Annotated in this window: 14 protein-coding genes; 10 read left to right on the top strand and 4 right to left on the bottom strand. The window is 70.4% G+C overall.

What is annotated here, in order from left to right:
* Positions 1–162: 162 nt before the first annotated feature.
* Positions 163–2547 carry a putative bifunctional diguanylate cyclase/phosphodiesterase gene (locus ACZ6TI_RS37055; RefSeq protein ID WP_465349900.1) on the bottom strand — a complete coding sequence of 795 codons (2385 nt, stop codon included), beginning with the start codon at positions 2545–2547 and terminating at the stop codon, positions 163–165.
* Positions 2548–2701: 154 nt separating this feature from the next.
* On the opposite strand from ACZ6TI_RS37055, the gene ACZ6TI_RS37050 reads away from it, so the two are divergent.
* Together ACZ6TI_RS37050 and ACZ6TI_RS37045 are read left to right on the top strand one after the other, a co-directional pair.
* Complete coding sequence (locus tag ACZ6TI_RS37050) at positions 2702–3169, top strand: integrase core domain-containing protein (protein WP_465349899.1); 468 nt, start codon at positions 2702–2704, stop codon at positions 3167–3169.
* Between the two features lie 64 nt (positions 3170–3233).
* A complete protein-coding gene (locus tag ACZ6TI_RS37045; RefSeq protein ID WP_465349898.1) occupies positions 3234–3488 on the top strand; it encodes a hypothetical protein in 255 nt (84 codons plus the stop codon).
* On the opposite strand, the gene ACZ6TI_RS37040 is transcribed toward ACZ6TI_RS37045, so the two are convergent.
* Together ACZ6TI_RS37040 and ACZ6TI_RS37035 are read right to left on the bottom strand one after the other, a co-directional pair.
* Positions 3475–4902: a tetratricopeptide repeat protein gene (locus ACZ6TI_RS37040; protein ID WP_465349897.1), complete on the bottom strand. Its 1428-nt coding sequence runs from the start codon at positions 4900–4902 to the stop codon at positions 3475–3477. The two genes, ACZ6TI_RS37045 and ACZ6TI_RS37040, sit on opposite strands and share 14 nt — an antisense overlap.
* A 172-nt stretch (positions 4903–5074) precedes the next feature.
* A complete protein-coding gene (locus tag ACZ6TI_RS37035) occupies positions 5075–5284 on the bottom strand; it encodes a hypothetical protein (protein ID WP_465349896.1) in 210 nt (69 codons plus the stop codon).
* A 734-nt stretch (positions 5285–6018) separates the two neighbouring features.
* On the opposite strand from ACZ6TI_RS37035, the gene ACZ6TI_RS37030 reads away from it, so the two are divergent.
* The 8 genes from ACZ6TI_RS37030 (at position 6019) to ACZ6TI_RS36995 (ending at position 19220) form a co-directional block, all read left to right on the top strand.
* The gene (locus ACZ6TI_RS37030; protein WP_465349895.1) at positions 6019–6141 is read left to right on the top strand and encodes a hypothetical protein; all 123 of its coding nucleotides are present in this window, start codon (positions 6019–6021) and stop codon (positions 6139–6141) included.
* A complete protein-coding gene (locus tag ACZ6TI_RS37025; RefSeq protein WP_465349894.1) occupies positions 6138–6629 on the top strand; it encodes an integrase core domain-containing protein in 492 nt (163 codons plus the stop codon). The genes ACZ6TI_RS37030 and ACZ6TI_RS37025 overlap by 4 nt, the downstream gene beginning before the upstream one ends.
* A gap of 146 nt (positions 6630–6775) precedes the next feature.
* Positions 6776–8062 (top strand): discoidin domain-containing protein, encoded by a 1287-nt coding sequence (locus tag ACZ6TI_RS37020; protein ID WP_465349893.1) that lies wholly within the window; start codon positions 6776–6778, stop codon positions 8060–8062.
* Positions 7947–10502: an alpha-L-rhamnosidase-related protein gene (locus tag ACZ6TI_RS37015; RefSeq protein ID WP_465349892.1), complete on the top strand. Its 2556-nt coding sequence runs from the start codon at positions 7947–7949 to the stop codon at positions 10500–10502. The genes ACZ6TI_RS37020 and ACZ6TI_RS37015 overlap by 116 nt, the downstream gene beginning before the upstream one ends.
* Positions 10499–14410 (top strand): family 78 glycoside hydrolase catalytic domain, encoded by a 3912-nt coding sequence (locus ACZ6TI_RS37010; RefSeq protein ID WP_465349891.1) that lies wholly within the window; start codon positions 10499–10501, stop codon positions 14408–14410. Before ACZ6TI_RS37015 ends, ACZ6TI_RS37010 begins: the two co-directional genes overlap by 4 nt.
* Before the next feature lie 85 nt (positions 14411–14495).
* On the top strand, positions 14496–14711 hold the full coding sequence (locus ACZ6TI_RS37005) for a helix-turn-helix domain-containing protein (protein ID WP_364475130.1): 216 nt from the start codon (positions 14496–14498) through the stop codon (positions 14709–14711).
* A gap of 117 nt (positions 14712–14828) precedes the next feature.
* On the top strand, positions 14829–18896 hold the full coding sequence (locus tag ACZ6TI_RS37000) for a glycosyl hydrolase (protein ID WP_465349890.1): 4068 nt from the start codon (positions 14829–14831) through the stop codon (positions 18894–18896).
* Between the two features lie 21 nt (positions 18897–18917).
* Positions 18918–19220, top strand: coding sequence for a YwdI family protein (locus ACZ6TI_RS36995; protein ID WP_465349889.1), 303 nt, complete (start codon positions 18918–18920; stop codon positions 19218–19220).
* On the opposite strand, the gene ACZ6TI_RS36990 is transcribed toward ACZ6TI_RS36995, so the two are convergent.
* Positions 19197–22253, bottom strand: coding sequence for a PAS domain S-box protein (locus ACZ6TI_RS36990; RefSeq protein WP_465349888.1), 3057 nt, complete (start codon positions 22251–22253; stop codon positions 19197–19199). The two genes, ACZ6TI_RS36995 and ACZ6TI_RS36990, sit on opposite strands and share 24 nt — an antisense overlap.
* Positions 22254–22510 lie beyond the last annotated feature (257 nt).

Here is a 22510-nt window from a genome sequence, read left to right as displayed (position 1 = left end):
TGCGAGCCTCACGTTCGCCGGCCGGCAGTCCCGCGAGGCGGTCCAGCCGGCCGACCGGCCGCCGGTCCGACCTGGAGCCAGTTCTTGCGCGCCAGGCCGGCGGTCTGCTGGCGATATGCCACCAGACGATTCACCGTACGTGGGGCCGGCCGGCCGATGTGGCTATCGGGTGGTGAGCTCGTTGGCTGCGGGGTCGCGTTCGTGTAGCCAGGCGCGCAGTTCCTCGGCGGGCATGGGTCTGGCGAAGTGGTAACCCTGGGCGATGTCGCAGCCGAGCGCGCGGAGGTCCGCGGCGGTGGCCGCATCCTCGATGCCTTCGGCCACCACCGACAGGCCGAGGCTGTGGCCGAGGCCGATGGCTGTGCGCACCAGGACGGCGCCGCCTGTGCCGGCGGTCATCTGCTGGATGAAGGAGCGGTCGATCTTCAGTTCGTCGAGGGGTAGCCGCTGCAGGTAGGCCATCGAGGAGTGGCCGGTGCCGAAGTCGTCGACGGACAGTTTGATCCCGCCGGCGTGCAGGGCGTCGAGCACGGTGAGGGCGCGCTGCGGGTCGGCCATGACCATGCTCTCGGTGATTTCGAGTTCGAGCAGCGATGGCTCCAGCCCGGTTTGGTCGAGGAGGTCGAAGACGCGGCCGGGCAGGGTCAGATCGTGCAGGCAGCGGGTGGACAGGTTCACCGCGACCGGTATGTGCAGGCCGTCGTCGTGCCACTGCTTGGCCTGGCGTACGGCGATGCCGAGGACCCGGTCGGTCAGGGAGTGGATGAGGGTGGTGGTCTCGGCGAGCGGGATGAACTGGTCGGGGGCTACCCGGCCGAGCCGCGGATTCTCCCAGCGTACGAGGGCCTCGACGCCGACCGGCTCGCCGTTCTTCAGGCCGACCTTGGGCTGGTAGTGCACGGCGATCTGGTCGTCCGTTTCCAGGGCGCGGCGCAGGTCACCGAGCAGCGCCAGCCGGTTTGGGGTGTGCTGGTCGACAACCGGGTCGTAGATCTGCGTGCCGTCGTGGTGCTGCTGCGCGGTGTGCATCGCGCTGTCCGCATAGCGCAGCATTAGATCGGGATCGGCGCTGTGCTCCGGCGCGAAGGCCAGCCCGATGTGCGCCTCGACGTCGAGACCAGCGTCCTCGACCTCAAACGTACGGTGCAATGCCGCGAGCAGGCTCGTGGCGGTCGCTTCAGCGGTGGGCTGGTCGGTGTCGGGCAGCAGGACGACGAAGTCGTCTCCGCCCAGCCGCGCGACGGTGGCGCCCGCGGGGACGGCGGCAGTCAGCCGGTCGGCGACCAGCCGCAGCAGCAGGTCACCGTGGTGGTGGCCGAGCTGGTCGTTGACCTCGCTGAACCGTTCCAGATCGATCATCAGTACCGCAGCCGGCCGGCCGGTCTGCAGCGCGGTCTCCAGCCGCTGGCGGAGCAGGAGCCGATTGGGCAGCCCGGTCAGCGCGTCGTGCAGGTGGGCGTGGCGGGTCGCGCGCAGCTGGTTCCAGCCGCCGAGCCCGGCGGCGATGATCGTCAAGAGGGCAATGGCGAGTAGAGCCAGGGAACCGACGCTGAACCCGCGCGCCCATCCGGCGGTGACGGCGGGCGCGGACACCGCGACGTTCCAGGAGTTGGCGTTGTTCACCGTCGGGGCCAGCCGGCGGAACGCCACCCGGCGGGATCCGACCGTCGTGATCCCGCTGGCCCGGGCCCCGGTCGTGACGTCGACGAGTTCCTGGTCGGCTCCCGGAGTTCCGGGAGTGCGGCTGTCGACCAGCACCCGCCGCGAGTCGGCGTCGACAATTGAGGCTACGAGTCCGGCGCTGGTCTGTGGCATCCGGAAACTGTCGAGGGCGATCTCGAAATGCACCAGGGCGCGGTGCCCGGCCGCGGTTATCACGGTCGAGTTGGAGATGACGTCGTTGTGGGTGTCCGGCGACTCGTACTTCTTGGCCTGATAGACGCGGCCTGGTCCGAGCGCAAGGGTGGGGGCGAAGAACGGGTTCTTGTCCTCATCTGGTGACAGGTCCGCCGGGGCCGCGGCGACCCCGTCGACCACGCGGGCGACCTCCGCACCGCTGCTGTCTATGAAACACGCCTCCCCGATCCGTCCGGGGAACAGCAGCTCGATAGATGCCAGCGCATCGTTGACCCGCTGCACCAGCGGACCACCCGCGTCGATCTTCTGCTGATACGTGCCGGGCGCTTCGTAGAAGTCGGTGAAGACCGGATTCTGTGCGAGCAGCAGATCAATCATGCGGGCCTGTTGGAAGTGGCTTTCCAGCGCGTCGGCCTGCTGGCCAAGGGTCACACTGAGCTTGCCGTCCTGAGCCCTGATTTGCCGATCCTGGTCACCGAGCACACTGGTGACCACGCTGAACACCAGCACCGACAGGCCCACCACCAGTGCGGCGGTTTGAGCCGTCCGGCGTATGCGGGAGGCCCGCTCGTTCATGCTTCCGGCCATGCCCTGCCCATCGCTAGACAAGCTATATTTCTCCTGTTCGGCGGGAACCGGACAAAGATGAGCGCACGCCAGTTGAATAACGGGCGACGGCTGCCTGCCCAAGGGGATGAGGCACGAGGCACTGTTGCATTGAGCGATCTACCCTGGCGCACGCCGTAAATCCTCCACACCGCGTTGTCGCGAGCTTGGCGTTGCGCCGGGTTATGCCGGCCATTGAAGCCCCTGGACGCAGATCCTGAGAGCACAGGCCAACGGGATGCTGGCCTGCGATCTCCTGTACGTCGACACGATCGGGTTGACCCGCATCTACGTACTGTTCCTGATGGAGATCGCCACCCGCCGCGTGCACATCCTCGGCGTGACCGCCCACCCGGACGGGGCCTGGGTCGCTCAGCAGGCCCGCAACTTGATGCTGGACCTGGGGGAGCGGGCCGGGCAGTTCCAGTTCCTGATCCGCGACCGGGACACCAAGTACACCACCATGTTCGACGAGGTGTTCACCGGCGAAGGCATCGAGGTCCTGCGCAGTCCACCGCGAGCGCCGCGGGCGAACCCGTACCGGAGGCATCTGCTGGCTGTCCTGGGTGAGTTCGTCGTGCACTATAACGAGCACCGGCCCACCAGGGCCGCGAGCAACGCCCGCCCAACGCCACGGACACCGGGCCGGCCTTCGCCGATCTCGCCTCGGCGCGGTTCCGTCGCAGGACGATCCTCAACGGACTGATCAGCGAATACTCGCAGGCAGCGTAGCCCGAACCGCATTTCCGAGCGGTACAAGCTCTGGGGAGATGCTCGCGATCGACCGGCTGTCCGGAGAGCGGTTCTCCGCCACCGTGCCGGCATTCAAGGCCGCCACCGCGTGGATGATCGCCGACGGGATCCGCGACCTGGTCGTGCTGCGCGCGCACCTGCTGTCGGTCAGCGGCCGCCTGTGTCACTCGGAGCAGATCTTCCGGGAGGAAATCCGCCCGACCGGCGGCCCGCATTCGCTGTCGCTGATCAGCCGCCTGCCCGCGACCGGCGGCCCCGTCAGCGCACGATGACCTTCTGGAACTGGATACGGACGTCGCTGTTAGTGACCTTGGCGTCCATGTGCCGCGGCGGCCCCAGGTCGGCGCCCAGCGTCGTGCGATACGTGATCGAGGAAGGACAGCCGCCACTGCCGAACTGCAGCGTCCGGTTCGACACCAGCCGCCCGGTGCGGATCTCGTATGCCCTCACCCGCACCGCGGTCTTGTGGAAGGTCACCGGATAGCGGCGGCCCCCGCCGGACAGGCCGCGGTAGGAGCAGGTGCGGGTGGCCGCCCCGCTGGTGTCGGGGCCGACGCAGACGACCAGCACGGCCTTGGTGACATCGGTGACCTTCCACGTGTTCGGCAGCTTGCCGACCTGGCTGCTGTTGCCGTAGAACAGCGCCTTGTTGGTGCCTTTGCTGACCGGCTTGGCCAGCCGGTACTTCGCCGGGTTGCGGCAGTATTCGGGCTGCTCCCCGGTGCTGCCCTGCAGCCGCTTGCGCACCTCGTCCAGCTCGATGGCGATGTCGGCCTTGAGGATGCCGGCCTGCGCCTTGGCCTTGCCCGGATCGTCTGGGTATTTCTTCAGCAGCTGCTGGTAGGTCGAGCGCGCCTCCTGCCAGCGCTTGCCGCCGAGGTGGGAGTCGGCGCATCCGGTGAGCGCCGCGGGCTCCAGCCGGGGCACGACCTCCGCCGATCGGTCCAGGGTGTTGTTGCTCGCCGGCCGCTTGCCCAGCCACTCGGTGATCTTCGTCGTGCCGCACGCCGACGGGCCCGGTAGCGCGGCGAGGAACCCGTCGAGCGTGGTGTCGACCATCTTCTCGTGGCCCGGCCGCTCGGCCAGCACGGTGCCGAGCCTGGCGAAACCACGGTTGAGCTCGGTCGGGCTGCCTGTCAACGCTGTGGTGAGGTCGGCCCCCGCCTCCCGCAACTGCCGGCACGCCTGCACCGTCGCGTCGCCGCGCACGGCCAGGGGCGCGTCGGCGATGCGCAGGCCGAACCAGACCTTGTCGAGACTCTCCATCGCGTACGTGCAGTCGCCGCTGTTGCGTGCGTCCGTAACGGTCTGCCCGATCTCGCCGGCGTCGGCGCGCAGCAGGCCCAGGCCGAGCAGCACGGGCAGAGCGAAACAGACCCCTACCACCCGTTGCCTGATCTTGGTGCGGGTGTCGACGGGTCCACCGGCCAGCCAGTAACCGTGCACGATCATCAGCAGCCACCAGCACACCACGATGATCTCGATCGTCGTGGTGTGGAAGCCCGGCACGGCGAACATGAGCAGCCCGAAAGTGATCAGCAGCGTGATGGAGGCGAAGCCGCCGCGCCGCAGCATCATGTAGCCGATGCTAAGCAAGGAGGCGTTGGCCACGGCGACCGCCAGGCGGTCGGCGGTCTTGCGCGGGGCTGGCGGTGGCGGCGCCCAGTTCGGCATCGACTGACTCATATGACATCCCCCGAGGTCATCGATTGTCCGTGCCGACAAATCATCGACAGTTGTCGCACTGTAACTGATCGTCGCCAGTGCACAGTCGGTCGAATTCCCGATTGGACCTTGGCCGGTAACCAACCCCATTTGCGGCGGCGCCGTCGGCGCGCCACGGCCGAGACGATCAGGATCAGCAGGCCCGCGACACCCTGTACCGCTCGAAAATAGGGGTTTCGAGGGTGACCTGCGGCTGTACGTCGCCGGTTGTTCGATGGACGGCAGGCTGGCCGGCATGCTCGTGTCGTTCGGATACCTGGTCCTGCGTCAGGTGCTGCAGTTGATCGTGTTGGGCCTGCGGAGCGATCGGGCGAAGGAGATCGAGATCCTGGTCCTTCGCCACCAGGTCGTGGTGCTGCGCCGCCAGCTCAAACGCCTGGACCTGGAGCCTTCCGACCGGGCGGTGCTCTCGGCCCTGTCCCGGTTCTTGCCCCGACCGCGGTGGACCACGTTCATGATCACCCCAGCCACCCTGCTGCGCTGGCACCGCAACCTGATCGCTGGGAAATGGACTTATCCGCGGCGCCGGCTGGGCCGTCCGCCGGTGCGGGCGGCAATCCGGGTGCTGGTGTTGCGCCTGGCGAAGGAGAATCCGCGCTGGGGCCATCGCCGGATCCAGGGCGAACTGGTCGGCCTGGGATACCGAGTGGCGGCCGGCATTCCGGGCGGTACACGGTCGTGTCGAGGTAGCACAGGATGCGCGCCGCGCGGCCGCCTTCCGGCTCATCAGCCTGGCCATCTACGGCGTCAACCTGCTGAACCTGCTCGCGCATGTCAGCCGGCACTGGACCTACCCCAACCGGCCCGGACGTCCGCGGATCAGCGACGAGATACGCGACCTGGTCCTGCGGCTGGCCCGCGAGAATCCCGGCTGGGGGCACCGCCGCGGGCTAGGAGAACTCGTCGGGCTCGGCCTGCGGGTCGGCGCCGGCACCATCCGCCGGATCCTCACCGCCGCCAGGATCGGCCCGGCGCCCCGCGAGGCCGACACCAGGTGGCGGACCCTTCCTGCGAGCGCAGGCCTGCGGGCTGCTCGCGACCGACTTCTTCCATATCGACGCCATCGCCCTGCGCCGGTTGTACGTGCTGGTCGTGATGGAGATCGCCGCTGGTCGGGTCCACATCCTCGGCGTCACCGCCCACCCGATGGCCGAGTGGACCACCCAGCAGGCCCGCAACCTGGTCATGGATTTTGGGTGAGGGAACTGCGTCCTTCCGGTTTGCTGATCCGCGATCGAGACGCGAAGTTCACCGGCGCTTTTGGCGAGGTATTCGCCGCCGAAGGCGTGGAGGTTGTCAAGACTCCACCGCGGACGCCGCGGGTCAACTGCTATGCGGAACGGTTCGTCCGTAGCGCCCGCGCTGAGTGCACCGGCCGGGTGCTGATTTACAACGAGCGGCACGCTCGCAGCGTCTTTGCCGAGTACGAGACTCACTTCAACGCCCACCGTCCACACCAGAGCCTCGACCGGCACCCGCCGAATCACGATCCAGCCCGTCGTCGCGCTCGACGCACCGGTACGGCGACGACGCTGATCAAACGAGCCGCAGGTCACAGGCCAAGCGGCGAGTTTTGGCACGGCACAGGACACCGGCAGCGGCACCGGCCGGGTGGTCGGCACCGGCTGGTACGGCGAGTACAACCTCACCGCGGCTCCGGACTCCTGCCGGCTGAGCTGACCTGGTGACCGCCGATCGCGGATGGCCGGGATCGGCCACTGTGAAACGTTGCAACTGGGAAAGCGCGCTCCTAGGTTCAGGAAATGCGGATCCGCAGCGCCACCGCCATCGGCGCGATCGTCGCCACCCTCCTGGCCGCCACGGCCACCCTGCCGTGGCCGGCTCCGGCCCGTCCTGGGCGCGCTACGTGGTCGCGCCGTCCTCACGCGCCGTCAAGCCGGTCCGGATCGTCGACACGACCGGCGCCGTGACCAACCCGCACGGCCTGCTCGGCAAGGGGGTGACGACCCTGTCCCGCCCGCAGCCGGCGCTCCGTCCGGCCTGGGCCGCCGGCGCCACCGCGACCGCGTCCTCGTTCCACGCGCCCAACAACGGCAACGACGGGCAGCCGCGTACGTACGAGCCCGGCAACGCGATCGACGGCGTCACCGACACGTTCTGGAACGACGACACGATCGCCGCGTTCCCGGACGTCCTGACCATCACCACGCCGGCGGCGGTGGCGTTGCCGGGCATCACGCTGCTGTCGAACCCCGACGGGGTGATCAAGGACTTCACCGTCGAGACGTGGAGCGGCAGCGCCTGGCAGCCCGCCGCGACGGTCGCCGGCAACACCGCCATCCAGGTGCGGGTGCCGTTCACCGCGCCGGTGCCGACCACCCAGGTGCGGATCACCGTCACCGGGGTCCAGTCGTCCGGGAAGGGCGACTTCACCCGGGTCAACGAGGTCTACCCGGGGATGGTCGCCGACGAGCCCGTACCCAGCGTCACCGTGGACTTCGGCCAGGTCGTCGCCGGCTACCCGGTGCTGCGGCTGGCCGGCGCCTCGGCCGGGAACCCGGGGCTGCGGCTGGCCTTCTCGGAGACGAAGCAGTACCTAACCGACGTCTCCGACTTCACCCGGTCGTACAACGGCGACCGGATCACGCCGGGCACCGACCAGGTCGCGGTGAAGACCGAGCCGTACGCCTGGACGGACACGCACGGTTGCGCCGAGGGGACCAAGGTCTGCGCCGACGGCCTGCACGGCTTCCGCTACCTGAAGATCAGCCTGGACGCGCTGGCCGCCGACGCGCCGCTGACCCAGCCGTACGGCAAGGTCAAGATCGATGGGGTGTCGCTGGACTTCACGCCGTTCCTGGGCACGCCGTCCACCGGCATCGCCGACCCGGCGCGCCCTGCTGGCCGTTACCTCGCTCCTGGTCGCGGCGGTGGCGCCCGCGCCGGCCGCCGCCGCGGATCCGGACCGCCCGTGGGAGCACAACAACTTCGCCCCGGCGAGCCGTACGGTCACCCCGAAGCAGGTGTTCCGGACCACCGGGACCGTGCTCCAGCCGCGTCCCGGCGCGGCCGTGCTCACCGGCGCCGGCTCCTCGATCACCTACGACTTCGGCCGGGAGGTCGGCGGGCTCGTCACCCTGCGCTTCGGCACCGGCGGTGACCCGGGTCAACGGCTCGGCCTCGCCTTCACCGAGTCGTCGCAGTACGTGGGCACCACCAGCGACGCCAGCAACGGCGGCAGCGGCGCCGACCTGTCCCTGCACACCGAGGTCACGCCGGGTGGCACCTGGACGATGCCGCGGGCGTCACTGCGCGGCGGCTTCCGGTATCTGACGCTGTTCGCGGAGTCGGCCGGCTCGATCCATCTCAACCGGGTGTCGCTGGAGATCTCGTTCACGCCGTCCATGACCGACCTGCGCGACTACGCCAACCACTTCCACTCCAGCGATCCACTGCTCAACAAGATCTGGTACGCCGGGGCGTACACCGTGCAGACCAACACGATCGCGCCGGACACCGGCCGGGTCTGGGGGCCGCCGGCCACCGGCTGGGACAACAGCGCCACGGTCGGCGCGGGCAGCGAGATCCTGGTCGACGGGGCCAAGCGTGACCGCACGGTGTGGCCCGGCGACCTCGGCGTCTCCGTGCCCACCGCCTTCGCCTCACTGGGCGACTTGGTGCCGACCCGCAACGCGCTGACCACCCTCTACGACCACCAGACCGCGGCGGGCCAGTTGCCGTACGCCGGGCCGCAGGTCAACTTCTACGGCTCCGACACCTACCACCTGTGGTCGCTGATCGGCACGGCCACCTACTACCAGTACACCCACGACCGGCCTTGGCTCGACACCGAGTGGTCCGGCTACCGGCGCGCGGTCGACTACATCCTGGCCCAGGTCGGCGCGGACGGCCTGCTCACCGTGCGCGGCACCGCCGACTGGGCGCGTGGCAACCAGGGCGGCAAGAACATCGCGGCCAACTCCTTGCTCCATCAGACCCTGGTGACCGGGGCCGAGCTGGCGACCGTACGCGGGGACACCGCCCTCGCCGCCACCTGGACCACCACCGCGGCCCGGCTGAAGGCCGCGGTGAACGACGTCCTGTGGGACGAGGCCGCCGGCCGGTACCGCGACAACCCGGACAGCGACCTGCACCCGCAGGACGGCAACGCTCTGGCCGTCTGGTACGGCCTCGCGCCCGCCGACCGGGCCGCGCGGGTCAGCGCCGCGCTCACCACCAACTGGAACACCTTCGGCGCCACGACCCCGGAGAACGGCGGCCAGATCTCCACCTTCCCGGGCTCGCTGGAGGTGCAGGCCCACCTGGTCGCCGGGGACGCCACCCGGGCCTTGGAGCTGATCCGCCGCGAGTGGGGCTACATGCTCAACTCGCCGCTCGGCACCGGCAGCACCTTCTGGGAGGGCTACCTGGCCAACGGGCAGTTCGGCTACGGCGGGGCGTACATGAGCGCGGCGCACGGCTGGGCCACCGGGCCGACCTCGGCGCTGACCTTCTACGTTCTCGGCATCCGCCCGACCACCGTGGACGGCGGGTATGTGATCCATCCCGAGCCCGGCGACCTGAAGAGCACCGAGGGCTCGCTGCGGACGCCGTTCGGGGACATCGCGCTGGCCTGGCGGCACGACAAGCCGGCCCGGACGTTCACCGCCGAGGTCGACGCGCCCGCCGGGGCCGTCACCCGGGTCGACGTCCCGACGTTCGGGGCCCGCACCAACGTCACCGTCAACGGGCGGCTGGCCTGGGACGGCCGGACGGGGCACGCCTTCGGCGCGCGGCTCGAGAACGGGTACGTCGTGCTCACCGGCACCCCGAGGCGGGCGAGCGTCGTCAGCACGGCGATCGGCAACGTCCCCGAGACGCTGGCGGTCGCGGTGACCTCGGCCGGGACCACCCCGGTGATCGCCGGGCAGCAGCTGTCCGTCCCGGTCACCGTCAGCGCCACCGGCGACCGCGTGGTCAGCGGCACGGTGACCGCGAACGCTCCCGAGGGCTGGACCATCACCCCGGCCCCGTTCGCCATCGACACCCGCAACGGCCCGGGCAGCACGGTGGTCCAGGTCGGTGTCCGGCCGCCGGCCGGCACCCATGGGGGTACGGCGTCAGCCACCATCACCGCGACCGGCGCCGGGACGACCGCGAGCACCACCGTGCCGCTGCTCGTGTTCGGCGCCTGGCCGGCCGGCACCACCGCGACCGCGTCCAGCTTCCACGCGCCGAACGTGCACAACGGCCAGACCCGCACGTACGAGCCGGGCAACGCGGTCGACGCCACCCTGGCCACCTTCTGGAACGACGACACGTCCGGCGGCTATCCCGACACGCTCACCGTCACCGCCCCGCAGCCGGTGCGGCTCGACGGCGTCGGCTTCGCCTCGCTGGTCGACGGCGTGCCGACCGACTTCACCGTGCAGACCTGGGACGGCGCCACCTGGACGACCCGGGCCACGGTGACCGGCAACAGCGCCCTGTACCGCTGGATCCCCTTCGACCCGGTCTCGACCAGCCAGGTACGCGTGGTCGTCACCGCTTCCCAATCCCAGAACGGCGCCTTCAGCCGGATTGCCGAGGTAACCCCGTGAGACGTCCGGTCATCGCCGCTCTCGCCTTGCTCACCGTCCTAGCGGGCGCGACACCGGCCGCCGCGGCGCCGGCCAGCACCGCTGCCGCCCCGAACGCCCTGAAGGTGGCCGGGCAGGCGGCCGACGCCCTGGTCGGCTCGCCGCATCCGGCCCTGTCCTGGGCGCCCCGGGACTCCCGGCGCGGCGAGGCGCAGAGCGCGTACCAGATCAAGGTTTCCGACCACGGCCTGGTCTGGGATTCCGGCCGCGTCGCCTCGGACGCCTCGACCGGCGTCGCGTACGCCGGACCGGCGCTGCTCGCCGACCACACCTACTCCTGGTCGGTGCGCACCTGGAACCGGCGGGGACAGGCCTCGCCGTGGTCACGGCAGCAGCGCTTCGACGTCGGGCCGATGGCGGTGGGGGACTGGTCGGCCTCCTGGCTGCGGGTCCCCGACGGCGCGCTGGCCCGCCGCACTTTCGACGTCACCAAGACGGTTGCCCGGGCCCGGCTCTACCTCGCCGCCCAGGGCCTGGCCGAGCCGCACCTCAACGGCGCTGTGGTCGCGCCCGAGCGGCTGCTCGACTCGTCCGTCACCGACTACGCCAAGCGGGTCCTCTACCGCTCCTTCGACGTCACCGGCCAGATCCGGCGCGGTTCAAACGCGCTCGGCGTGATGGCGAGCCAGGGCCAGTTCAACGCCCCGCCGACCTTCCTGGCCCAGCTCTCGCTGACCTACGCCGACGGTTCCCGGGCGGTGATCGGCACCGACGGCTCCTGGCGCAGCGCGGCCGGCCCGGTCGTCCGCGCCGACTTCTACTACGGCGAGACCTGGGACGCCCGCAAGCAGATCGCCGGCTGGGACACCCCGTCGTTCGACGCGTCCGGCTGGGCCGCCGTCGCCGAGTACGCCCCGGTGGCCAAGCCGGCGAGCCTGGCCCAGGGCCGGCCGGTCACCGCCGCCGACGAGACCGCCTGCTGCGGCTGGTCGCGGGCCGCGCTGGTGGACGGCATCGACCGGTCGGTCGACGGCAGCCAGGGCTATCACTCGGCCACCGCCGCCTCCGCCGACAGCGCCAAGTGGGTCCAGGTCGACCTGGGCACGAGCCAGGCGGTCAAGAGCCTCACCCTGTTCCCGGCCCGGCCCACCAACGATCCGGCCGGGGACTTCCCCGGCGCCGGCTTCCCGGTCCGGTACGCGGTGCAGATCAACGACGACGCCGACTTCACGAACGCGCGTACCCTGGTCGACCGCACCGCCGCCGACCAGCCCAACCCGGGCGTCACGCCGGTGTCGATCCCGGTCGACGGCCAGGGCCGGTACGCCCGCGTCACCGCCACCAAGTTGCCCTGCCGCGACACGTCCTGCACCTTCCGCCTGGCCGAGCTGAGCCTCTACGGCGCGAACCCGGCGCTCACCTTCGGGCTGACCCGGCTCGAGGCCGACGTCAGCCCGCCCACCCGGATCGTCTCCACGCTGGAGCCGGTCCGGGTCACCACCCCGGCGGCCGGTGTCCAGGTCTACGACTTCGGCCAGAACTACACGGGCCAGGTGACCCTGCGGGCGTCGGCGCCGGCCGGCACCACGGCCGTCATCACCAAGGGTGAGCTGCTGGACAGCGCCGGGCGGGTGACCACGTCGAACATCAGCTTCAACGACGGCGAGCCGCCTCGTCAGCAGGACCGGTACATCTTCGACGGCTCGGGCGAGCAGACCTGGATGCCCCGCCTCAACTACGCGGGCTTCCGCTACGCCGAGGTGACCGGGCTGCCCGCCGGCACCGGCCTCACCGTCACCGCGGCGGTGATCCACACCGACGTCGCGCCGGCCGGGACGTTCAGCACCTCCGACTCGCTGCTCAACCGGATTCAGGACGCGCTGGTCCGGACCCAGCTCAACAACCTGCAGGGCATGCCGCTGGACTGCCCCACCCGGGAGAAACGCGGCTGGCTCGGCGACGCCGGCGACACCGAGGCCGAGGCGATGGCCAACCTCGACATGCAATCCCTGTACGCCAAATGGCTGGCCGACATCCGGACCAGCGCCAACAGCAACGGCAGCATCCCGTCCGTCTCGCCGGACCAGGGTGAGGGCGACCGCTTCTTCACCGACCCGGCCTGGGCCACGGCGTACCCGCAGATCGTCTGGGACAGCTACCAGCAGTACGGCGACCCGACGGTGCTGCGCGACAACTACGACAGCGTCAAGCGCTGGGTCGACTACCTGGCCACGATCAGCGACAGCCGGCACATCGTGCGCAACGCGCCGGGCTCGTGGGGTGACGACTGGCTGTCGACCGTGAGCACCCCGCACGTCTACTTCCAGACGCTGTTCTACCTGCTCGACAGCCGCCGGCTGGCCGACATGGCCACGGTTCTGGGCCACGCCGACGACGCGGCGAACTACCGCCGGCTGGCCGGGGAGATCACCGCGGGCTTCACCGCCGAGTTCTTCGATCCCGCCAACGACACGTACGGTCCGGGCACCCAGCTCGCGTACGCGATGCCGCTGGCCATCGGCATCGTCCCGGCCGGCCACGAGCAGGCGGTGCTGCGCGAGCTGGTGCAGGACATCGTCGCGCACGGCAACCACGTCACCACCGGCTTCGTCGGCACCACCTTCGTCTACCAGGCGCTGGGCAAGTACGACCGCAACGACATCGCCCTGGCCATCTCGCAGCGCACCGACTTCCCGAGCTTCGGCTACATGCTGGCCAACGGCCCCGGCACCATCTGGGAGAAGTGGACCAACTCGTCGGCGGCGGACGGCACCTCGTCCAAGGACCACATCGGCCTGGCCGGCTCGATCGGCCAGTGGTACTACGAGCAGCTGGCCGGGATCCGCCGCGAGTCGGCCGGCTGGCGCACGCTCACCCTCGCGCCCAGCGTGGTCGGCGACCTGACCCGGGTGAACGGCTCGCAGGACACGGTCCGCGGAAAGGTGGTCAGTTCCTGGCGCCGGTCGGGCAGCACGCTGACCTACCACGCGGTCGTCCCGGTCGGCAGCACCGCGACGATCGAACTGCCGCTGCTCGGCGGCCCGAACTCGACGGTACGCGAGGGCGACCGGGTGATCTGGCGGGCCGGACGCCCGGCCGGCACCGTCCCGGGCCTGACCGTCGGCGGAGCGGCCGGCAAGGTCCTGACGATGACCGCGGGCTCCGGCGACTACACCTTCACGGTGACGGCGCCGGGCACCCCGGTGACGGCACTGACCGTGACCTCGGCCGGCGACGATCCGTCCCCGATCACGGCCGGTCACCGCGGCGACGTCTCGGTCCTGGTCGAGGGCAGCTCGACCGGCGGCGGCAACGCGCGCCTCTCGGCCGAGGTCCCGGCCGGCTGGACGGCCGAGCCCGTCCCGGCGGCCGTCCCGCTGCGACCGTCCACCACGGCCACGCTGGCCTCGCTGCGCCTCACGGTCCCGGCCGGGACGCCGGGCGGCGCCTACCCGGTGACCGTCACCGCCCGGGCGCCCGACGGCACCCGGGCCACCGCCACGATCAACGTCACCGTCTTCGGCGCCTGGCCGGCCGGCACCACCGCGGCGGCCTCCAGCTTCCACGAACCCAACATGGTCGACGGCGCCACCCGTACCTACGAGCCCCGGAACGCGCTCGACGCCGACCCGGCGACCTTCTGGAACGACAACACCGAGAACCAGTACCCGGACACCCTGACAATCACCGCGGCGACGGCCGTGCCCCTGACCGGGGTGGGCCTGGTCTCGCACCGCGACGGCGTCCTGACCGCCTTCGATGTGCAGACCTGGGACGGTGCGACGTGGACGACCCAGGCGACGATCACCGGGAACACGGCCACGAACCGCTGGATCCCGTTTCGCGCCCCGGTGACCACCACCCAGGTCCGGGTCGTCGTGAACGGTTCGCAGAACCTCTGGAGCCGGGTCGCGGAACTGACCCCGTGACGAGTTGTTGACACGGCGGAAACGTCCAGCTACGTTCCCATGAAACGATTCACGTCGATCCCGAGGCGGTTCGTGAGGGGGCAGGATGTCGACCACGGCCGAACGTCCCCGCCTCCTCGACGACGACGACGTGGCCGTCCTCGCCCTGCTGGCGCAAGGCCTGCCGGTGGGCACGGTGGCCCGCCGGTTGGGGATGTCGGAACGGACGCTCCGCCGGCGGACCCGGGCGATCTGCGACGCCTTGGACGTCCCAGCGGTGATCACGGCGGTCGCCTGGGCCGCCAAACGCGGTCTCCTCTGATCGCTTGCGATGAAACGTTACAGCCCCGAGTCACCCTCCTGATCGGATTCGGCCATGCGCTTGCGCCGCGGTACCACACTCGTCGTCGCTCTACTCCTCGCCGTCACTGGAGCCACCGTGCCGGCGACCGCGTCCCCGGCCGTCGGCGCGGCGACCGCGACCCTGGCGGTTGACGCGGCGACCCGGCTGGCCGCTCAGCCGGACATCGACATCCCGGGGTTCGATGTGGGCGCCTTCGCCAAGCCGACCGCCCAGAAGCCCGCGGTGCTCTGGTTCTGGAACCGGGTGCAGACTGAGGCGCAGGTCGACCGGACGCTCCAGGACATGCACGACGCCGGGTTCACCGAGACCGTCATCTTCCGGATGGACGCCGAGCCGTTCTTCAGCCCGGCCTGGTTCGCGCGGGTCGAACACGTCCTGGAGAAGTCCCGGGACCTCGGCATGAAGGTCTGGCTCGACAACGACTCGCAGTTCCCGAGCGGCGCGGCCGGGGGACTGATCGTCAACGGCGGCACCGTCGGCGGCAAGACGTACCTGCCGCGACCGGACCTCGGCGTCAAGACCGCCGTCCGGGCCGGCAACGTCGTCGTGCCCGGCGGCCACCGGGTTGGCCTCGCCGGCCTGTTCGGGGGGAGCATCCAGCACGTGGGCGGCGAGCTCGTCGCCGACGCCGCCGTCTACCCGGGCATCACGCTGCTGCGGGACGGCGCCACCTGGTCCGACTACACCGTCGAGGCGAACTTCACCATCGAATCAGGCACGGCCGGGTTCATGGTGCGGTCACCTGATCGGCGCAACGGCTATCTCGTCGACGTCCGCAAGGCCGGCATCGTCGACTTCTGGAAGCAGGTCGACGGCAGCTTCTCGCAGCTGAGGCTGGGCTCGGCCACACCCCCCGGCTGGAATCCCGACGGCCGGCACACGATCAGCATCCGGACTGTCGGCAACCAGCTCTCCGCGACCCTCGACGGGATGGAGGTCGCGCCGGTCACCGACCCGGCGTTCGCGACCGGCGGGGTCGGCATGCGCGTCGACGGACCGCAGAAGTGGCGCCTCGACGACCTGGCGGTGACCCGGGTCCCCGGCGGATCGCCGCTCTACCGCAACGACTTCACCGACCCGGCGTCGGTCGGTGACTTCGACGTCGCCGTCCGGCCGCTCGAGAACGTCATCGCCGTCACCGCCCGCCCCGCGACCGGCCCCGGCTCGACCGACCTCGACCGGGTCGTCGACGTCACCGGCAACCTCAGCGACGACGGCACCTGGGACGCCCCCGCAGGCGACTGGCGCGTCGAAGCGTTCACCTACCGCTTCCGTGGCGACAACTACGCCGACACGCTCGACGCCGAGGCGATGGCGCTCTATGACAAGATCATCATGGACGAGTACCACGAGCGGTTCGGCTGGGCCTTCGGCACGGTGCTGCTGGGCTTCGCCGACGACGAGCCGTCGCTGAGTGACCGGCCGGACGAGAACGCCGTGCCGTGGACGCCGACCCTCGCCGACCGGGTCGAGCACGGCGGCACGACCGTCGCCCGGGCGATGGTGTCGGTGTTCAACGACATGGGACGAGCCGGGGCCTCGGCCAAGGGCCGCTTCTACCGGGCGGCGTCCGACCAGTGGGTCGCCACCTACTGGAAGCCGAAGTACGAGTGGACCAAGGCCCACGGCATCGCCATCATCTCCAACCCGCTGTGGGACGAGCACGGTCCGCTCGAGGAGCTGCGGCACTCGGGCAACCTCCTGACGGCGCATCAGTGGGCGCAGATCCCGGGCACCGATCTGATCTTCAACGATGTCGGGAACGGCGCTGCCCGCTTCCTGCCGCGCACCGCGGCCAGCGTCGCCCACCAGATGGGCAAGCCCCTGGTGTACGACGAGCTGATGGGCGCGACCGGCTGGGAGAGGTCGCTCGACGACCTGCGCGAGGGCGCCGCCATCTCGGCGCTGCGGGGGATCAACAAGGCGCTGTACCACACGACGTACGACGGGATCGACGGCATCCCGTACCCGCCGGTCTTCATGAGGGAGAACACCTGGTGGCCGTGGATGGGCCAGGTGAACACCTGGACCGGCCGGCTGATGGAGTTCGGCCGGCACCGCACCGCCGCACCGACCGCGCTGCTGCAGACGCAGCGCTCCAACGAGGCGATGCAGCGCTCCGCGGCCGGGTTCGGGCCCGACCAGGACTGGATCGCCACGATGAACTCGCTCGAGGACTCCCAGGTCGACTTCGACCTGCTCGACGAGGGCGCCCTCACCGGCGACCCGCAGGTGCTGACCCCGGCATCGGTGGCCGGCGGCACGCTCCGCGTCGGACGGATGACGTACACGACCGTCGTCGTGCCGAAGGCGGCGTACCTGTCGCTCGAGGCGGCCAGGACGCTGCGGAAGTTCGTCGCCTCGGGTGGTGAGGTGGTCTTCGCCGGACCCGCGCCGGCGATGGAGGTCGACGGGCGCGACGCCCAGCTGGGCGCGCTGATGGCGCAGATCCGCGAGCTCGGCGGCCGCCGGGTCGTCACGGTCGCCGGGCCCGCCCAGGCCGGCCCGGCCGCGTCGGGTCTCGGCCAGGCCGCCGTCACGCTGTCGACGCCGAACACCGGTATCCGCGCGCTGCGGTTCGCCGAGGCGGGCACCGACGGCTACCTGCTGCTCAATGAGGGCGGCGCCCCCGTCACGGTCGACGTCACCTTCCCGGCCACCGGCGTGCCGGCCGTCTGGGACCCCGAGACCGGTGCCGTCACCGAGGCGACCACGTACCGCACGACCGGCAACAGCACCGTGGTGCCGATGACGCTCGACCCGCGGGCGCCGCTCGGCGTCACGCTGAGCGGCACGCCGGGACCGCACGTGACCAAGGTCGTCGGACCGGCCCGGGTGACCTCGACCAGCGTGGCCGGCGGCGTCCTCACCGCCCAGGTCCGCACCGAACGCTCCGGCGTCACCCTGATCCGGGGCGAGGACCGCGCCCACCGGCCGCTGATGGGGACGAGCGCGCCTGTGGTCGTACCGGACGTCGTCCCGGTCGACGGCGACTGGACGATGGCCCTGGGGAACGGGACCGCGCCGGTCACCCGGCCGCTCCAGGGCTGGACCGACGTGGCCCCGCACTACTCCGGCAGCGCCACCTACACGACCCGGGTCACCCTCGGCGCCGGCCGGCCGCCCGGCACCGGCTGGACCCTCGACCTGGGCCGCGTCGCCGACGTCGCCGAGGTCACCGTCAACGGCGTCCACGTGGCCGACCGGATCTGGGCGCCGTACCGGCTCGACGTCGGTGACCTGCTCCACGAGGGCGCCAACACGATCGCGGTCCGGGTCACCAACACCCAGGGCAACGAGAAGAACCGGCAGGCGTACGACTCGGGTCTGTACGGCCCGGTGACCCTGGTGCCCTCGGTGACGGTGCCGGTGACCCTGCGCCCGGCCACCATCTCGGCCCGGCACGTCACCGCGAAGATGGCCGGCGACCGCGCGAACGTCCGGCTGACCGTGGTCAACCATGGCGCCCGGCCGGTCACCGGCGTGGTGACCGCGGCCGGCCCCGAGGGCTGGACGGCCAGGAGCGCCGGCCGCGTCACGGTGCCGCCCGGCGGCTCGGCAACCGGTGTGGCACGGCTCTTTCCCGGCGGCTTCGAACCCGACGGGCAGGTGCCGGTGAGCGCGACGTTCGTCGTGGCCGGCCAACCCGTGGACGGCGCGACCACCACCCTGGACTGGTCGTTCCCGACGCCGCCGGCCGGGGCGACGGACCACGTCGATCTCGGCGACCCCGCGTCCGAGAACGCCCACCGGCTGACCGCGTCGCCGACCAGCGGCACGAATGTCGAGGCCGGGCTGACCCGCCGCTACGGCGGATACCGGGTGCCCGACGCCTGGTACGAGTTCGACCTCGCCGTCACGGCCGGGAAGGGCTTCGTGCTCCAGGGCCTGGAAACCTACGACGGCAACCCGCAGCAGAAGAGCTATCGGATCTTCGTCGACGGCCGGCTGGTCGCGACCCGGCTCAACGTGCGGCCCATCCGGCAGGCCGGCACCGCCGCGTACCGGCTGCACGTGCCGGACCGGTTCGTCACCGCCGGCATGGTCCGGGTCCGTCTGCAGAGCCGTTCCGATCCCGACTTCGCCGACCCGTCCCTGGCCGACGTCTGGGCCCTGCCCGACCGAGGCACTGCCCTGCCCTAGCCCATGCCGGTGGAGGGTCCGATGCGTTGCGGGCTGCTCGACGTGTTCATGGCCAATGAGCTGATCGGGCGTGCGTCGAAGGCGTCGGATAAGGAGAAGGTGCGCCGTCAGCCCGGCTATGCCCGGCACGCTGCGGTGTTGAAGGCGGCGGTGGAGGTGCTGCTGGAGTCCGATCACGCCGGTCCACGGCAGGACTCCGACGCGCGTCAGGGGTTCTACGACCGAGCGGCCGAGGGCGCGGGGTACGAGCGGCCGGGCATTGGCGCACCAGCGGGCCCGCCGGCCGGCGGCCATGGTCGGTCACCGCGCTACGCGCTGGTGTAGGGCGGTGTGGATGCTGTGGAGCAGCTCGCGGCTGGTGAAGGGCTTTTCGACGATGGTGACGCCGTCGGGCAGGGTGCCGTTTTCGGTGAGGACGGGTTGGGCGTAGCCGGACATGTAGAGCACGGGAATATCGGGGCGGATGGCTTGGATGCGGGCGGCGACTTCGTTGCCCAGCATGTTCGGCATGATCACGTCGGTGAGGAGCAGGTCGATCGGCTCGGGATGGGTGTGGGCGAGGTGGATCGCCTGCGCGCCGCAGTTCGCGGGTAGGACGTCGTAGCCGGCGCGGGTGAGGATGCGTGCGGTGACCTGGCGTAGGGCGTCTTCGTCTTCGACCATCAGGATGGTCTCGTGTGGTCGTGGTTCGGCGGCTGCCTGCATGACGGGTCCGGCCTCGGTGACGGTGACGTCGGCGGGGGTGTCGACCGCGGGTAGCAGGATGGTGATGGTGGTGCCGATGTCAGCTTCGGAGTACAGGTGTACGTCGCCGCCGGCGGCGGTCGCGATGCCGTAGACGGTGGCCAGGCCCAGTCCGGTCCCGGAGCCCTGCGGTTTGGTGGTGTAGAACGGTTCGAAGGCTCGTTCGATGACCTCCGGTGGCATGCCGGTGCCGGTGTCGCTGACCCGAATGCGCACGTATCGGCCCGGCTGCAGGGGTCCTTGACGGACGTCTTCGCCTTCGAGGACGGCATTGGTGGTATCGATGGACAGGGTGCCGCCGTCGGGCATCGCGTCACGGGCGTTGACGGCGAGGTTGACCAGGATCTGCTCGATCTGGCTGGCGTCGGCGTAGTTCGGCCACAGCTGTCGGTCGAGGTGGGTCATCAGGTGGATGTGTTCGCCGAGGGTGCGGCGCAGCATCTGCTCGACGTCGCCGATGACGTGGTTGACGTTGAGGACTTCGGCTTGGGTGATGTCGCGGCGGCCGAAGGCGAGTAGTTGTTTGGTCAGCCGGGTGGCGCGTTCGGCGGCCCGGCTAATCTGGCCGACGTCGTTGCGGGCGGCGGCCAGGTCCTCGGTGCTGACGGCCGGGGTGTCGAGGGTGTCGAGCAGCAGTTCGCTGTAATTGGCGATCACGGCGAGGATGTTGTTGAAGTCGTGGGCCACACCACCGGCGAGCTGCCCGAGGCTTTCCAGCCGGCGGGCGTGTTGCAGGCGCCGTTCGGCCGCGTCGCGTTCGGCCTGGGTAATCAGCCGTTCGCGTTCGTTCTGGGCGTGTAGGCGTTCGGTGACGTCGCGGATGGCGGCGGAAACGATCACGCCTTGGTGGGTTTGCAGCGCGGACAGGCTGATCTCGACTGGGAACTCGCTGCCGTCTTTACGCACCGCGTTCAGGTCCTTGCCGGCACCCAACTGCCGGGGCTGGGGGTCGGCGAAGTAGGCGTCGCGCTGCTGGTGGTGGTGGGCGCGTACCCGCTCGGGGACCAGGATGTCGATCGACTGGCCGATCAGTTCTTCGCGCTGATAGCCGAACATGCGTTCGGTCTGGGCGTTGATCAGGGTGATGGTCCCGTCGCGGGTGACACCGATGATCGCGTCGGGGGCCGCTTCCAGCAGGCCCCGGAACATCGCCTCGGCGCGTTGCCGCTCGCTGATGTCTCGGGAGATGGAGGCGACGCCGGTGATCTGACCGTGCGGGTCGGTGATCGGTGACAGCGTCAACGCCACAGTGAACACGGTGCCGTCCTTACGACGGCGCTGAATTTCGTACTGCTCGACGCGCTCGCTGTGGGCGATGCGGTCCATCAGCTGCGCTTCTGTCTCTTCCTGGTCTGGGGGGAACAGCATGGCCGCGGGCCGGCCCAGGACCTCGTCGCTCTGATAGCCGTAGAGCTGTTCGGCGCCTGAGTTCCAACTGGTGATCACCCCGTCGAGGGTTTTGGACATGATCGCGTCGTGGGATGACTCCACGATGGCTGCCAGGCGCTGTTGTTCGGCCAGGGCGGTGGCCCGCTGCGCCAGGACGGTAGCTCGCTGCGCCAGGGCTTCGGCCTGTTCACCGAGCTCGGTCAACAAGGCGATGTCGTCATCGGCGAACAAGCGGCGGTATCGGCTGAGCAGCACCACCGCGCCGCGACCGCCAGCGGTCGGCACCGGCGCTGCGGCCACGAACCGGGCTTTGCTGGCCAGGGCGAGCGTGACCGCTACCCGCGGCGTACCGATTCCAGCAGCTAGGGCGTCGATCGTGGCCGTGGCGGCCAATACCTCGTCGATGTCTCGCTGATCGTACTCATGCTCAGGATCGGGCAATGGCAGTCCGCTCCAGGTCACCACCTGCACGGTGTCGGCCGTGGCAGGAAGTAACACCACGACTGCGTCGGCGCCGAACATCTCCCGGGCGCCTTGGCAGTAACCCTGCCAGGTACGTGCTGCCGGTTCGTCGGCCGGTATGGCCAGCAGTTGACGCAGCACCGTGTTCGTGGCCTCGCGCGACCAGTTCCGGCGCAGCCGTCGCGGTGGCACGAACGCCAGGACGTACAGCAGTCCGGAGATCACCGCCATCGAGCGTGACCACACGACCATCGCCGGCCCGCCGCCGGCGATCAGTAACGTCACGCCGAACAGAGCGGTACCTGCCGCGGTATAACCCAGCCGCACCCGGGCGGCGCCCGCGCGGCGACGCGCCTCGACGGTCAACAGCCACGCGGCGACAGCCTCCACGGCGAAGAACACGCCCACCATCGGCCACACCACCTGCGGTGGCAACGGCCTCGGTAATGCCACCAGCGGCAGCGTACTGAGCGCCCAGCCGGCCAGCGCCGACACCTGCAACCACCGCGGCACCGGGCGCAGCCGCCCCACCAGCCGCAACGTCAGCAAGGGCTGCGCCAACAGCAACGCCGACGACGACACCGCCACCACCCGCGGCGGCTGGCCGACCAGCACACCGACGACGCCGAGAACGAACAGCAACGCCACCGCCGCGAAGATCCACATTACGTCGCGGAGCAGCGGGTCACGTCCGCGCAGGTAGCACCACGACACCCAGAGGAAGATCATCATGTAGAGCGCGGTGACAGCCAGGACGGCCATGGTGCCCTCGGTCCCGCCGCGAGGTGAGCGGCCATTGGAGCATTTCGTCTCAGCCTAGGACGAAAGCACGAAACGCGTTCAGAAACACGAACGATGAAGCGAACACCAAGACCCTGATCGAGCAGGCCGACGCTCACCGGGAACTGTCCTCGTCGCTGGGCCACGACGCCTGAGGACCACCGCGCGGCTGTCAGCTCTCGGAGACGCCTTCGTGACCGAGATCGACCCTGCCAAGGAAGGCAATGCGTGCGTACCGG

Source organism: Actinoplanes sp. NPDC051388 (assembly GCF_055586225.1).
Note: the sequence above shows the minus strand (reverse complement) of the source record. Positions and strands in the feature narration are given on the sequence as shown.

Excerpts from the sequence above, each read along its gene's own strand:
- ACZ6TI_RS37040 (WP_465349897.1), bottom strand. The coding sequence starts at position 4,902 with ATGAGTCAGTCGATGCCGAACTGGGCGCCGCCACCGCCAGCCCCGCGC.
- ACZ6TI_RS37005 (WP_364475130.1), top strand. The coding sequence starts at position 14,496 with ATGTCGACCACGGCCGAACGTCCCCGCCTCCTCGACGACGACGACGTG.
- ACZ6TI_RS36990 (WP_465349888.1), bottom strand. The coding sequence starts at position 22,253 with ATGGCCGTCCTGGCTGTCACCGCGCTCTACATGATGATCTTCCTCTGG.
- ACZ6TI_RS36995 (WP_465349889.1), top strand. The coding sequence starts at position 18,918 with ATGCGTTGCGGGCTGCTCGACGTGTTCATGGCCAATGAGCTGATCGGG.
- ACZ6TI_RS37045 (WP_465349898.1), top strand. The coding sequence starts at position 3,234 with ATGCTCGCGATCGACCGGCTGTCCGGAGAGCGGTTCTCCGCCACCGTG.
- ACZ6TI_RS37050 (WP_465349899.1), top strand. The coding sequence starts at position 2,702 with ATGCTGGCCTGCGATCTCCTGTACGTCGACACGATCGGGTTGACCCGC.